A 14834-nucleotide genomic window follows, 5' to 3' on the forward strand; every position below is an offset into this window, starting at 1 on the left:
TTAGACGTCAGAGATTACGCCGCCTTTATCCAGACATTCTTTCGCTTGCATCGCTTTAAAACCGTGGCCGCCACATGCGTTTTGACCTTTGCACTGGTGCTCTGCAGTTTTACAGTCTGATTGGCCTTTACAAGAGTGGATGCCGTAGCAGTGAACTTTGTCACCAGCACCGATTGCAGCACCAGTGCTACCTGCTGGTGATTCTGCTGCAAACGCGCTTGCGCTCATTGCTACTGCCAGTGCTACTGATGCAAAAGTGGCGCTCTTTTCAATCTTATTCATTGTCTGTACTCCAGTTTTTGTAGGTTGGGTAACCGACAAATTGTCCATTCACGGGTGTTCGGTTACCTTGAGGTTAAGACGCATGTCTAACTCCCTCAAACAGACCCAAGCATTTTCGTGAATATTTCGCGGATGAATAAATTTTGCGCCAAATATAGCGATATCTCACTGTTTTATATAAATTAAAAAGTTTGAAAAAATTTCATTATGAATATCAATTCATACATTAATTTCTTAATAAAATGACTAAAAAGAGAGAATATTTGAGACAATGGCAAAGTTAGGGTCTGTTGACCTTTGGTGGTCAACAGGCCCTAGAAACTGGCACCATTGACGTATCGAACGGGAAGTTTTTCCAGTATGCCGTTGTCAGCCATACGCATATTGATAGCAACGATTTTGGCGGCACATTTAGGCGTGGTGACATAGTGAGTGATGCAACCACAAACCGGGCAGTGATGGAATTCGATATCCTCATCGCCCCAGCAGTAGGTTTGGGTAGGTGTCTCTCTTACCGAAACGCTAACTTCATCAGGCGCATAGTAAGACCATGCAGCTGCGTAGCGTCGGCAGGTTGAACAATTGCATTGGGTGACTTCTGTGGGTGGGTAATCTGCAGTCACTGATACATTGCCACAATGGCATTGGACTTCCATCATAAGTTCTTCCAACTCTAATCCCATGCAAGCTTATAGGTTAGCGCCGTCAGAGGTTTTAGCGCGGAAGCAGGTGCTCATTTTTCACATAAGGACAGGTCAAATTGACTCAAATCTATTGGAGATAATGCTGAGGCCTGAAAATAGCCCCAAATTGACAGCGCCAACACCACCACGGAAGGCAATATTTGGAACACTGAGAAAAGCTTCCCCTGAACACCAATTCTAATACGTGTGCGACGGAAGACCTTTGTACCTATTGGCGGGAATTGACCCTGCTTCCACCCTCTCACTCCAGACGGGATAAATAACATCGTGGGAATGGGTATCGATAAAGGTATTCCGACAAAAACGAGATACCAAAAGTAGTTAACAAGTTGGATGCCAAAAATCGAATAGCAATGTGGGCGTTCAGCGAAGTTGTCTATCATCGGAAACAGCCAAAATTGCGCAGTCAGAAACAACAAAAAGCCGCCACAACCAATCAAAAGTAGTCGCTGCAGCTTTTCGCGTTTGGAAAATTCCGGAGCATGTTCGATGAGATTATTGCCCGCTCAACAATCCGTTTAGTTTCTCTTGATCCAGATGCTCCGCATAGTTGGAAATGGTTGCCATGACTTCTGGATTGGTCATCAATTCCTGCATGGCAACTTTCCCGACAAACTCGAATGCCTGGTTCACCGCCAAAGGATTTTGGTTAAAGGCAACAACTAATTCTTCAGAGCAATCTTCAATCAACAGCCGGTTGACCAAATCAGCCATCACTTTGTCAGAAACGTCACGGTCTTTATCTGTCACCTTTGCGAAAGGTGCCATTTCTGGGTGCGCCGCAATCGCGAAGTACACCCACTGTGCGAGCTGCTTGCGCTCTTTGCCATTCAACGAATCCACCATGCAAGTCGCAAACGCATCAACATTGGCTTTAGCTGGCATTGCCAACATCATCATTGCACTCACTGCTGCTATCGCAATTTTCTTGAGCATCTTAATCGTCCTTGTTTGCATCAATTCAGACAATAGTGACGAAGTTTTCAACAACCTCCTACTGTTGAAAACCAAAATACACGCCAGCTCTCGTTTATATGTCCTGTTTACATTTCTTACCCGTACCAGGGTTTGGCATGCATTAATCGTCGTTTAAAGACTTCCCTAAGGATTTAAGCCAGCGTTTAACCTCGGTCGCTTCGCTGCTTAATGGCTTATTGCTCTCATACAACAGCCCGTAGTAAGAACCGTCTTTGAAAAAACCCAAAGGGCTAACCAATCGCTGTTTTTTAAGCTCATTGATCGCTAATACTTTTGGACATATCGCCACACCCAAACCATTCACGGCCGATTCAACCATCAGAAAATGGTGATCAAGAAAACGGTATTCACGAGGAGGTTTCGCGTCCGGGCAGAGAGCCAACCAGTCTCGCCATGCGTCTGGACGGGTTTTACTGGACAAGGCAACGTAATCACCTTTTTCAAATAACTCACGCTGTTTTTCCGTCATCACGGGACCCATTTCTTCCTCAAACAACGGCTCGACCTTCCAACGCGGGTCAACACTGAAATCCATCCTTCGAAGCGCTAACGTGATGCCATCCCGCTTAAAGTCAAAATGCCCTCCGCCAACGGAAAGATTGATTTCAATATCTGGCCTAGAATCCTGAAACTGACTGAGATGAGGGATAAGCCAATGCATCGCGACCGAGCGCTCACAAGATAGCAACACAGGTGGTGAAGGGGTTGGTGTTCTGATTTCTTCTAGTGTGTCGGCCAGGTCTTCAAAGAACCCTTGCATCAATCCAAACAGTTTTTCCCCTTCAGAAGTTAGCTTTACGCCTCTTCCCACAGGCTCCAACAAACTCACTCGGATGTCTTCTGAAAGCTTGCTGACGCGGCGACTGACCGCACCATGAGTGAGGGCCAAATCGTCTGCCGCGGCCCTGACAGAACCCAATCTGCCCACTGCCTCAAAAGCTCGTAAGTCGTCCAAAGACGGGATATCTCTCCGTTTCATGTCATTCCTTAACGCTTCGGGATCTCTTTTTCACTTTAGCAATATTGGTGATTATAAATCACCAATACTTGTCAGTTATTGTCGATATTCGTCTCTGCCGCATTGCCTTAGCATTTGACCATGGTTATAGCAGAGGTAAGAAGTAAATGAAGATACGCATCATTGCTGATGACTTAACAAGCGCTGCAGATGCAGCTCTCCCTTTCTATGAAAAGGGAAAGCATTGCGAAGTGGTGCTTAATTATCACCATAATTCAAATGCAGAAGTCGTCTCTATCGACACAAACTCTCGTAGCCTGACCGAACAGTTGGCTTATGAGATAACCAAACAGGCAGCTGGCACGGCGCGAGAAAATGAACTGGTCATCAAAACTATCGATTCCACTTTGCGTGGACATATCAAAGCGGAGATCCACGCCGCTTTTGATGCCAGTAGAAAACAGCATCTTGTTATTGCCCCCGCCTTTCCGGACGCTGGGCGCGTAACCAGAGCTGGCGTTCAGTACGTTAATGGCATTCCTGTTGCTGAATCCAATTACGGGCTAGATCTACTTCACCCAGCGCTTACGTCGTCGATTGTTGAACTCGTTTCCGCAGATATTGGCAATATCGCGGTATTGGCGGGTGACGCATCTTCTGAGGCCGTTAATGAGGCATTGACGAACAACAAGGTGCTCATTCTGGATGCCAACTCTCAATCTGCACTGGATTTGTTGGTCAGCCGTTTCCCTAACCCAGAAAAGATGCTTTGGGTCGGCTCGCCAGGCTTGGCTCAAGCGCTGGCCGTAAGGTTTGAGAGTCAACCCTCTGAGAGTTCGTTTCCCCTTAAGGCTTCCAAGTTGTTAGTAGTGATAGGCAGTGCAAACGAAGTTAGCCACCAGCAAAAGGCACAGCTTGAATGCACATCCATTGGCTTAGAAGAACAGAATTTCCACACACATGATCTCGCTATGCTCGCCACACCATCAACAAGAAACGCGGATCCAAATCAGGTGTTACACACACTAGCAAACAAAGCGGCTCGTCTTATTTCTATCGCATGCTATGACGGGCTAATTGCAACGGGTGGTGAGACTTCCCGTGCGATTTTGGATCGCATTGGCGTGACCGCTATGACGCTGTGTCACCAGTTGGAGAAAGGCTTTCCGGTTTGCCACGCTGTTCTACCCCATTCAGAAACACCTTTTCTTATTGGCATAAAAGCAGGGGGATTTGGCAAGCCAGATTCCCTGAAAAATGCCATTCATCAATTCGGATTCAAGCACACAGGAGAACGTCATGTTAGCGAATGAAAAACCGATTGCTATTACCATGGGCGATCCTTCCGGCATCGGGCCAGAAATCATTCTGAAAGCCCTGAACAGCGCTGAACCATTGCCTAGTTGCGTGGTGATCGGAGACCTGACCGTCATCGAGTCGGCATTGGCCATTTACCAGCCTCAAATGAAGCTAAATGTAGTCGCTCACCCTCGTGAGGTTCGACATCAACAAGGCATTGTGAACCTGCTGGTCAGTAGTCAACTCGACAAACACCCGCGCGTAGGCCAGGTACAAGGCGACAGCGGAAAAGTAGCCTTTAAAGCCATTTTGAAAGCCATCGAGTTAGCAAAAAATGGCGAAGTTGCTGCTGTGGTAACAGCGCCCATCAACAAAGAATCGTTGAATCTTGCCAAGGTGCCTTACCCCGGTCATACCGAGATCTTTGCAGATTATGGCGGAGCAGATGATGTGGCCATGATGCTGTTAAATGAGAGCATCAAAACCGTGCTCGTTACTGTGCATTGTTCCTTGCGAAATGCCATCGAGCAGGCTGATTTCAACGCGCAATGCCGTGCGATTGAACTGGCTCATAACGCCTGTATTCAGTTTGGTATTCCGGCTCCTCGCATTGCGGTCGCAGGTCTAAACCCGCACGCGGGAGAAAACGGGCTTTTCGGTGATGAGGAGAAGAATATCATCACTCCCGCTATCGAATACGCAAAGGGCAAAGGCATCAATGTCTCTGGTCCTTGGCCCGGAGACACTGTGTTTATGCAGGCCAGAGAAGGAAGATTCGATATCGTCGTCGCCCAATATCACGATCAGGGACTCATACCGGTGAAGTACATGGGGCTAGATGAAGGCGTGAACGTCACGCTCGGATTACCCTTTATCCGCACCAGCCCAGACCACGGAACAGGGTTCGACATTGCAGGTAAAGGTATCGCCTCCCCCTCCAGCCTATTGGCATCTATCCGATGCGCCCATCAACTATCACAAAACAGAGATACACTGAACCAACTAGAGGAGAGCCATCATGAGTTTTGATTTTATCTTTATGCTGACAGAGAACGACAAAACCATCTCTGACGCTCGTGAGAGAGTTAAAGAGGTGATTGATGGCGGGGCGATACATATTGGCTTCAAAGATGTCGGTTTGCCTCTTGAAGAGCTGCAGTTGCTGGCTGAGGACATTCGTCAGGCAGGAGCGTTTGTCTATCTGGAAGTGGTGAGTTTGGATCAGGAAAGTGAAATCCGATCAGCGAAAGCGGCGATGACCTTGAATGTCGATTATCTGCTTGGTGGAACCAGGCCGGAACTGGTCGCTCCATTGGTGAGAAACCACCCCCTTAAGTACTACCCTTTTGCAGGAGAAATACAAGGACATCCAAGTATCCTAAGCGGCAGTGTCGATAGCATTGCCCAGCATGCAGAAGAGATTTCAGCGATCGATGGGGTCGACGGACTAGATTTGCTCGCATACCGTTTTTCAGGAGATGTACCCGAGTTAATGCGCAGAGTATGTGAAGCATCATCAAAGCCGGTCATCATGGCGGGGAGTATTGGTAACCAAGAACGAATTGAGGCGGTATACCAATCAGGTGCCTCAGGCTTCACAGTGGGTACGGCGGCCTTTGCTGGTGCATTTCGATCAGAGAAGCCGGGCTTGCAGGGTCAGGTCAGCGCCATCTCCAAGGCATGTCTGGAAGTTCAGCAATCCCCTAGACCGACTGGATAGCGACAGGGGAAAATTATTGATACTAACAAGCCTGCTTGATGCAGGCTTGTCAGCTTTATTGACTGGTTTAGGTCTTAAACTGCATTGTAAGCTTAGACAGCTCGCTCGACTGACTACTTAACTGACCACTGACATGACTGGTGGTGTTGATGGCATCAGTCAATGACTGGCTTCCGCGTTTCAACTCCCTTCTTCGCTCTGTCAGTTGCTCTATCTCGCGGTGCTGGGAAGTCAGCGCCACGCCGGCTTCTGCACTGAGTTGTTCCAAGCCTTCAAACGTGCGGTGCATTTCACTGAGATATTGTTGAAGCTGCACACTCGCCTGCTGGTTGTTTTCACTCGCCACCTTCGTCTCACTCAGTAGTGAGCTTGCAGCTTCAACCTGTGAAATCAGATCGTTAATCCAGTTCCGAATATCACCCGTCGATTCAGACGTACGTTTCGACAAACTACGAACTTCGTCTGCGACAACAGCAAACCCTCTGCCCTGCTCGCCAGCACGTGCGGCTTCAATAGCCGCATTGAGCGCCAACAGGTTGGTTTGTTCAGCAATGGACTCAATCACATCAGTTACCCCAGAGATTTTTTCGCTGGTGGCTCTCAGAGTTTCCATCGTGATTGCCACTTTGCCAACAGAATCAACACTGTAGGTAATCGACTTCTCTGTCGCGGTCATCTGCGCCTGAAGATCACCATTGTCTTTGGCCATTTTGCCGATACATTCACGCGTGTTGTTAACTGCCGACACGATGTCTGAGGTCGCCGTTTCCATAACTGTCAAAGACTGAGCCACTTCATTGATTTGTGACTGAGTATCTTTGTTAATATCCGAGACTCTATGACTTTGGCCGTCAAGCGTACCGGATTGCTCATCCAGCTCCCCGGTTCTGGTGTGAATGTGCGTGACGAAATGATTGAACTTCTCCAGCAAATTATTGGATGCTCGGACAATGGCTGACACTTCATCTTTGTAATGGTCTTCAAGACGTACAGTGAGATCAGATTCCGTATCAATATTGGTCAGCGCCGTGGAAATCCTATTCATACGAATGATGACGGTGTGGTGCAGCCACAGCATCAGGATCACGGCGACAATGGTCGCTATACCGATTGCAGCCATGATGAACATCGACTGCTGCTGTAAAAAGGCGATCAGTCCACCTGCAGATATATTTGCATATTCGCGCCGCTCCGCCAGCTTTTCACTTATCGCGGCTAACATTGGGTCTACAGCGGGATACAAATCAAAGTCGACCACTCGCCCAGCGTCGTAGAAGCTTTTGTCTTTAATCGCGCGGGATAACTTAGTGACATAAGCATCAACTTTCTCTTTGTTTTCCTCGTTGGCGTGAACCCATTCACTGAGAGAAGGATGCTGATAGAGCTGCTCCCAGCTCGCTTGGTAATTTGCTTGGAAGTTCTCAAACTGCGGTGTGATTTCGCCCCAGAACAGGAGCTGAGCTTTAATCTTTTGAGAAAGGGTTGAGAGGTCTCGATGATCCCTTTCCAGCGCCATGAGGGCCCATACTTCAGGGAGCTGTTCGTTCACGTATTCCGAATACGCCTCAGTCGAACGGGATGAAATCCACAGCGCCAAACTGCCAAGTCCTATCGTTGACGCGAGAAAAAGTGTGAATGCAACCAGCAATCGCTGACGTACGCTCATAGTGTTTCCTATCACCTACCTACTTCATTTGTGGGTAAGCCTAGTAGCGCCACATTTCACATTGGTTACAAAATTATCACTAGTGAGATTTACGGATTGCCATGCGATATGAATCACATTTTCTCTTTGGAGATGTATCGCATAGAAAGAAAAGCGCTCACAGGCGCTTTTCTGGTTACCAAAGTTCTGGGTTATTCAGTGCTGAAACACAGCCAGATTGTCCCGGAATAGCTTCCAATGATTCGTCATTCAACGATTGCCCCAACCACCCTTCAGGGAAGCTTAACGGAAGCGGTGCTTTGATTATGTTTTCGCTGATTTGTGCAAAACCTACCTTGCTGTAGAAGTTAGGGTCGCCGTAGGTCACTGCAATATCAACACCTTCAGATTTCAGCACTGCCAATGCATGGTTGATCAGCCCCTGCCCAATACCCTTCCCCTGCACTTCTGTACTCACGGCCATTGGTGAAAGCAGTTTGGCTGTTTTGTCGTCTTCCAACGAGAGCGTTGAGAACATCACGCCACCCACAATTTTCTCTCCGTCTTTGGCAATGAATACCTGTAAATCTTCCTTAGGCGTGGTTTCCATCATTTCGCGGGCAAATGCGCCAATCACTTTTCCTTCTGCCTCACCTTCAGAATTAGCAAATGTCGTTTGGAACAACTCGATAATCCCTTCGATATCGGTCTTTTGGTATGTGGTGTAATTCATGTTTCATTTTCCTAAAAGGTCTTTCTTCTTAAGCACAAAGACCTGATAACTAAACTCGTTCAAATATCGGTTGTAGATGTTCAGTTCAGTCTGAATATCCTTAAGCGCCGCTGATTCCGGCATGTCTGCTTTCAGTGCATTTACTCTTTCTTCCAATGGCTTGAAGTAGTTTTCCCAAGCTTCTGGTGCAAGGGTAAAACTCTCCAATACTTCGTAACCCCCTGCTTTTGCTTGGGCTTCACGCTGGGCAATTGTGTCGATATCCGGGTATTCCCGTAGCCAGAATATTTCGGTTTCTTCACTTGGTGTTTCTGTCAGCCAGACCAAATCACTTAACACCAAAACACCGTCATTCTTGAGTACTTTGCGCCACTGTTTGAGCGCATTTTCTACCCCCATGATGTAGGCGCAACCTTCCGCCCAAATCAGCTCGAAGCTTTCTGGAGAGAAAGGCAATTCGGTCATGCTGGCGTTAACGGTTGTAATGCGATCTGAAAAACCTAGCTCTGCTGCACGTTCATTCAAGCGGTTGAGCGCAGAAGGTTCATTGTCCAGCGCTGTAATCGCTGCGTCGGTATGTTTTGCCAACACAGTCGTCGCAATGCCTTTGCCACAGCCAATTTCAAGCAATGTTTTCGGCGAAGTCTTCACACTACTGAGCGCGCGAAGTGTTTCCTCTTCCGAACCCGGACCCCAACGATCCAACGTTTCGAAAACACGCATAAAGTCGGCCATATAGCGATCATGTTCATTCATGTCTTTTGATAACCATTTCAAGTGCAGCGCCTCTTTTTCACTGAAGCCCTGCTTTATTAACCACTCGAGATGCGCGTCTGGCGCTATTTTGTCGACAGACTCATGCCAGGCTTTTAAGTCCCCTTCACCCAGCAGTGCTGCTAACAATTGTCGCGATTGTTGTTTGTGCGCGATCTCTTCATCTAACTGTTGCAGACGGTTCTGCAGCAGCTCACGATCGACCTTGGCATTCAGGCATGCTTTGCATTCCTTTAGCGTTAAACCACCAGCCTGAAGCTTCTGGATCAGGCGGACGCGTTGAACATCTTTGTCACTGTAAACGCGGTAACTGTTTTCCAGACGTTTACCCTGAATCAGTCCCTGCTTTTCGTAATAAAGCAGCGCCGTGCGGGATAATCCAACCAAATCCGCCAGCTCGGAAATACGGTACATGCTCGCCTCCTATGCCCATCAATGTCGCCACCTTAAACTATAAAGCTGTAGACAGGTCAATAAGATTTCTTTGGGAGAAAAAGAAAACGCCGATATTGAAATCGGCGCCTAATCGATGATGTGAGTTTTAGCGGCTTATCAAATCCTGAGCCAGCGCGAGTGTAGACGCCGACACATCTGGTGTTTCCAGAATTTTTCTTGCAATGGATTTGTTCAAAGCTGTTGGTTGGGCATTGTTTGCGAGAAAAGCGAACAAAAGGTCGCGGGTGGGTGCCAGTATGTTCGGTGAATCAATCCTGCTCCTGAGTTCCGCTTGGTAGCTTTCTGAAAGCTTCAGATTCTGGCTGTTGTTTTCAATACCTGAGGTAATGGCCTTCACCACACTAGGGTGACCGTCATTTAGCATTTGAGTCAGCAGCCTTGATTGCATTTCTGGATTCCGGCTCAGCATTTTGGCTGCTACTTGCCTCTCATCAGCATACTCACTTTCCAGATATGGCAGCACACGGTTGTCGAGCTCTGCATTCCCCAGGTTTGCGATAGCCAACAGTTCACTGTAACCCGCACCACTTGAAGCCAGCTTGTTGGCAAGAAACCCTGTGACTTCATTGGTCATCCTTGGGTTCTGTTTACCCAATATACCGATGTTCAGCATGGCGGTTTGTGCCAACAGACTATTGGAATGGGTGAGCATGTTTTGAAGCGTGCTGAGGGCAACCTGGCTGTTAATCTCCCCCATTTTAGAAATAGACATTATCGCTCGAAGACGATCCGTTTCCGCTAAAGCGTCATCTTCAATAATGGAGGACAACACGTATTCCGCCTCTTGTTCTCCAGAGCGTTCGAGGGCAAAGATCAGACTGGAACGCATGCTGTCGGTGATATCTTCTGAGGTCAGTAAATCCCGCACAAAGCCCCATCCCTGATTCACCAAGTAGACCCCAAGTACCTTCGCAGTATCCAACGTCGGGTTCGCGTCGAACGCTACCAGGACCTCCATAAAGTTTTCATCGGTCACTTCCACATCTGGCGTGGTGTCATTCAGGGCCACTCGGTACTGACTGTTCGCGCCTGCATTGTAGTTTGCCGAAGCAAACAAGGTTCCTTTCGGTTCGATAGGTTTAATGAGAATTTGTTGTTCTAATTTCAGCTCATTCCCATCCATCGCAATGGTTTTTCCAGTGATGTTTTTGAGCTCTGAGGGAAAAGCAAATTTGTCTAACGTTAATTGCCAACTGTCGTTGTCAGCCAATGTTTGATAGCTTGCAGAACTGCCAATGTCCGCGGCTTTCTGACGAGTGACCACGTCGCCATTAATCTGATAGAGATAAGTGTGAGTGCCATCAGGCAGTTGCAGGCTCTGAATACCCTCGTAGTAAGAAAACTGCTGAAGCAATGCTGTCATCATATTCAGCGGATGCATTGGCTCTAAACCGAGCATGGAAACATCCTTGAATGCGCCATCACGGTACTTGAAAGTGAACCCCAGATATGGCGGGATTTGAGTATTGGGGTCTTCTGACTCAAACTTCACGTCAAACATAACGCCTTTGTTTGGCACTCCCCCTTCCATGTCGAGTTCAAAACTCAGTACATTGGTAAAATCAGCCAAAACGGCTTGCTGTGTTGAAAGTTTGGACTTCACTACCGCCTTAAATGCCCTAACTGTCGGGGCTTGTTCGCTGTTTTGTGCGGAGTATGAAGCGTTATTTTCGTCAGGAGAAACCTCCATCAATCCAGTGACCACGTCACTTGTAGCATTCACCTCTGACGAGACGTATGTTTTCTCTGACCCTGACTCTGACTCTGACTCTGACTCTGACTCTGTATCAAACCATACAAAAGATGCGGCTACCGCTGAGCAGGCAATCAGAGAAATTAAAACGATATTTTTGTTCATGACTTATCCATTCAAAAACAGGAGGCACCAGAGTCTATTGGCCTTTGGTGCCCCCATAAATATTAATAATTAGAAGTAAGCCGTTTTTTCATAAATCGTGTGGTTAAACTCGTAAATCGGCGACCAACTAATTAGATCAGTTTCTGCATAAAATATTCGCGCAAGGCCAAATAGTTTAACGTCGCAATACAATCCAATTTTCCCATTACCGCCTTTAGCGCTCGCATCCCATTTAAGCTTGGTGTAATACTGGTAATCCTTTGTTTGATCACACTCACAGTCAGGCTCGTAGGAAATACCTGCTTCAGCGTAAGCTTTTGTGCCCGCATTAATTAAGGTCAGTGAACCTTTAACGCCTTTTTCAACTGTTTTAAATAGAAGATTTAAGCTGGCGTAGCCTTTTGCTGTCGCATCCCCAGAAATAAAGGGACGAACACTGGCATACACAAAGTCCGGACGACGCTGACCATTGATTTCGATTGGCTTGTTAGGCTTATCGAAGCCACCGACCTCAAGACCTGCAGCAAAATCAGCCCCAACTTTTAACGCCGCACCGACTTTCACTCCGAGACGGAACACGCCGGCTGGATCGATAGGCACCTCAGGAATAGGCACTTCTGCTTCTGCCACTGTGTGACTGATTGTGCGATTGATATCAGCACGTAACAACGCGTCACACGTTGGGCTGAGTGATAACGGAACGTCACTGCCCACACTGAGTGAAAGATGCAAACCACGGACGCAATTCAGTTCTTCAGGATTAAAGTTCAGGTCAACACCGCCAAGCACAGAACCCAAAGTGGTGTTGTGGGGACCCACAGTCACTTTGAACTCATTGTCGGTATTACCAATCACTTTTCCCCCGGTAAACTCCACATAACCAAAACCTTTACGTGTTTCCACGAAGTTTTTCACGACGTTATGAGTATTTGCACGATGTGATTTATTAAGTACCTGCCCCGCATAGAGGCCCACTGCCTGAGTTTGAAACGATGAAATCGAGAGTACTGCTGCACAGAGCAGTCCCCCTATCTTCCTAATATTCATCATAATTTCCTAATATTATTAAAATCTAACTTTTGGTTTTACCTTAAAAATTCAAGGCACAAAAAATGTAATGCACCTATAAGAAAAAAATGGGTATGGCAGGGGCTTTGGGAGTTAATTGATAGTTTCGTACTAGTAATTAAGTACAGTGTAGGTATGGTATTTGTATTATTTTAAGACATTCATTATTTAGCCAAGGTTAATTTTACAAGACATCTTCTTTTTAATAACCACAAAGTTTATAGTTAAACTAATTTATATTATACAAGCGTAAAACAAAAAACGGCCAGACATTGTCTGACCGCTTATTACAATTATATTTATTAATTATGCCGCATTGGAAAAATGCTTCCCTAGCAGTGCATGATAAAAATCGTTATCAGATAATACACCAATCACTCGGTCATTCTCCGTTAATAACAGAGGTAAACCTGTCTGATATCGAATTTCAAGCGCATTGCGCATTGAAATATCCGCATTCGCCATCACGATGACATCTTTCGGCAACGAGCAAGCATCACTTTCGCCATCCCACGTCAGGATCGGCAAGGTTGTTTCACCACGATACGCTGCGATCAATGCACTCTGACTATCAAACTGAAGTCTGCTCTGCTCCATCTCGTTAAGCATAACCATATTGTCGCGATGCTCTAGATCGCCAATGGCAGTCATTAAAGAACGACCACGTAGAACATTCAGCGGATTGGTGTGCGCCACAAAGTCTTCGACATACTGAGTCTCTGGGCGCAGCACAATGTCTTCCGGTTTACCATGCTGGATGATTTTGCCTGATTCCATGATGGCAATGTTATTGCCTATTTTCAGCGCTTCATCCAAATCGTGGCTCACGAAAAGAATCGTCTTGTTCAGCTTACGTTGAAGCTCCAACAACTCATCTTGAAGCTGGTTACGGATGAGTGGGTCTAGGGCTGAAAAAGGCTCATCCATCAGCAAAATGTCGCTATCCATACAGAAAGCACGTGCCAAGCCTACGCGTTGTTGCATGCCGCCAGAAAGCTCGTGCGGCAGCTTGTCATGCCACTCACTTAAGCCAACCATATCCAGCTTTTCCATGGCGCGCTTGCGACGCTCTGTTTTAGCCATGCCTTGCATTTCCAGGCCAAAAGCGACGTTGTCTACCACGCTGAGCCAAGGCATCAGTGCGAACTTCTGGAACACCATGGAAACGCGGTGTGAGCGTAGGTCACGAAGCTTGTTGGCATCAATGCCGTTAAGCTCCACCATCTCTTCGCCATCACGTACTTTCAGAGATCCGCGGGTCACTGGATTTAAGCCGTTCACAGCACGCAGCAAACTGGATTTACCAGAGCCGGACAGCCCCATCAACACACAAATTTCGCCTTCGTCGACAGAAATGGTGGCGTTACTGACACCGACCACGTTGCCAGTCTCTTCCTGAATTTCCTGGCGGGTTTTACCTTCGTCCAGCATGGTGATGCTTCGTTCAAGCCCATGACCAAAAATCACGTCGAGGTTTTCAATCGATACTGCTTTCATGATTAACCCTCTTTACCTTGTGAAGCTGGCGCTTTGCAGAGACGGTCGAGAATAATGGCGACCAATACAATCGCGAGTCCTGCCTCAAAACCTTGCGAGATGTTCACTGTATTCAGAGCGCGGATAACAGGCTTGCCCAAACCGTCCGCACCTACCAGCGCCGCGATGACCACCATTGAAAGTGACAACATGATGCACTGGGTAATGCCTGCCATGATGTTTGGCATGGCGGCAGGGAGTTCAACTTTGAACAGCAGTTTGGTCGGCGTCGCACCAAAAGCCTTGCCTGCTTCAATCAACTCTTCTGGCACACTGCGGATACCGAGATAAGTCAGGCGGATAGGTGCAGCAATGGCAAAGATAATCGTAGAAATTAGCCCCGGCACCACACCCAGACCGAACAACACTAGCGTTGGGATCAGGTAAACGAACGTTGGTATGGTCTGCATTAAGTCCAGAACCGGGCGCATAAAGGTATACAGCCAAGGTCGATGTGCAGCGAGAATACCCAGCGGCACACCCAGTAATACCGACAACATGGTCGCAGTGAGCACCAGTACGAAGGTTTCAATCATCTCCGTCCAGTAGCCCAGATTCAAAATCAGCAGAAGCGCTGCAACAACAAAAATCACCAGCGAAACGCGTCGGTGAAGCAGCCAGGCGATGCCCGCAGTCAACGCAATAGGCACATACGGTGGGAACCATTGCATCACATCGACGAGGGAAAGAATCAGCCATTCAAGCGAGATAGAAAGCGCGTCGAAAAAGCCCGCTGCATTGTAGGTTAGCCAATCGACAACGTTTTCCATGTAGCTGCCGAGTGGAATTTTATTATCTGTAATCCAGTTCATGTGTACTCCAA

14 protein-coding genes are annotated in these 14834 nt (G+C 47.4%); 3 read left to right on the top strand and 11 right to left on the bottom strand.

From position 1 onward, the window contains the following. The 4 genes from bufA2 to GCE9029_RS16195 form a co-directional block, all read right to left on the bottom strand. Positions 1–282 carry a BufA2 family periplasmic bufferin-type metallophore gene (gene bufA2 / locus GCE9029_RS16180; RefSeq protein ID WP_062664744.1) on the bottom strand — a complete coding sequence of 94 codons (282 nt, stop codon included), beginning with the start codon at positions 280–282 and terminating at the stop codon, positions 1–3. A gap of 314 nt (positions 283–596) precedes the next feature. Beyond that, a complete protein-coding gene (locus GCE9029_RS16185; protein ID WP_062665736.1) occupies positions 597–938 on the bottom strand; it encodes a GFA family protein in 342 nt (113 codons plus the stop codon). Positions 939–1481: 543 nt separating this feature from the next. Then, a complete protein-coding gene (locus GCE9029_RS16190) occupies positions 1482–1922 on the bottom strand; it encodes a hypothetical protein (protein WP_062664745.1) in 441 nt (146 codons plus the stop codon). 142 nt (positions 1923–2064) lie between these two features. After that, the gene (locus tag GCE9029_RS16195) at positions 2065–2943 is read right to left on the bottom strand and encodes a LysR substrate-binding domain-containing protein (protein ID WP_062664747.1); all 879 of its coding nucleotides are present in this window, start codon (positions 2941–2943) and stop codon (positions 2065–2067) included. Positions 2944–3089: 146 nt separating this feature from the next. On the opposite strand from GCE9029_RS16195, the gene GCE9029_RS26360 reads away from it, so the two are divergent. Genes GCE9029_RS26360 through GCE9029_RS26545 form a run of 3 tightly spaced genes read left to right on the top strand, consistent with a single transcriptional unit; the run spans position 3090 to position 5941 of the window. Then, a complete protein-coding gene (locus tag GCE9029_RS26360; RefSeq protein WP_063856912.1) occupies positions 3090–4235 on the top strand; it encodes a four-carbon acid sugar kinase family protein in 1146 nt (381 codons plus the stop codon). Beyond that, positions 4222–5250 (top strand): 4-hydroxythreonine-4-phosphate dehydrogenase PdxA, encoded by a 1029-nt coding sequence (gene pdxA / locus GCE9029_RS26540; RefSeq protein ID WP_062664751.1) that lies wholly within the window; start codon positions 4222–4224, stop codon positions 5248–5250. Before GCE9029_RS26360 ends, pdxA begins: the two co-directional genes overlap by 14 nt. Next, positions 5240–5941: a beta/alpha barrel domain-containing protein gene (locus tag GCE9029_RS26545; protein WP_062664753.1), complete on the top strand. Its 702-nt coding sequence runs from the start codon at positions 5240–5242 to the stop codon at positions 5939–5941. Before pdxA ends, GCE9029_RS26545 begins: the two co-directional genes overlap by 11 nt. A 67-nt stretch (positions 5942–6008) precedes the next feature. Here GCE9029_RS26545 and GCE9029_RS16215 read toward each other — a convergent pair whose 3' ends face one another. From GCE9029_RS16215 to choW, 7 genes are all read right to left on the bottom strand, one after another. Beyond that, positions 6009–7607, bottom strand: a complete 1599-nt coding sequence (locus GCE9029_RS16215) for a methyl-accepting chemotaxis protein (RefSeq protein ID WP_062664755.1) — start codon at positions 7605–7607, stop codon at positions 6009–6011. A gap of 175 nt (positions 7608–7782) precedes the next feature. Beyond that, a complete protein-coding gene (locus GCE9029_RS16220; RefSeq protein WP_062664757.1) occupies positions 7783–8319 on the bottom strand; it encodes a GNAT family N-acetyltransferase in 537 nt (178 codons plus the stop codon). 3 nt (positions 8320–8322) lie between these two features. Beyond that, positions 8323–9507: a MerR family transcriptional regulator gene (locus tag GCE9029_RS16225; RefSeq protein WP_062664759.1), complete on the bottom strand. Its 1185-nt coding sequence runs from the start codon at positions 9505–9507 to the stop codon at positions 8323–8325. A 127-nt stretch (positions 9508–9634) separates the two neighbouring features. Further along, entirely contained in the window at positions 9635–11407 is a 1773-nt protein-coding gene (locus GCE9029_RS16230) for a hypothetical protein (protein WP_062664761.1), read from the bottom strand. Positions 11408–11476: 69 nt separating this feature from the next. Then, positions 11477–12454: a hypothetical protein gene (locus tag GCE9029_RS16235; protein ID WP_062664763.1), complete on the bottom strand. Its 978-nt coding sequence runs from the start codon at positions 12452–12454 to the stop codon at positions 11477–11479. Positions 12455–12781: 327 nt separating this feature from the next. Further along, entirely contained in the window at positions 12782–13972 is a 1191-nt protein-coding gene (gene choV / locus GCE9029_RS16240; RefSeq protein WP_062664765.1) for a choline ABC transporter ATP-binding protein, read from the bottom strand. Between the two features lie 2 nt (positions 13973–13974). Further along, on the bottom strand, positions 13975–14823 hold the full coding sequence (gene choW / locus GCE9029_RS16245) for a choline ABC transporter permease subunit (RefSeq protein WP_062664767.1): 849 nt from the start codon (positions 14821–14823) through the stop codon (positions 13975–13977). Positions 14824–14834: the final 11 nt, after the last annotated feature.

Source organism: Grimontia celer (assembly GCF_900055185.1).
In the GTDB taxonomy this organism is placed as follows: domain Bacteria; phylum Pseudomonadota; class Gammaproteobacteria; order Enterobacterales; family Vibrionaceae; genus Enterovibrio; species Enterovibrio celer.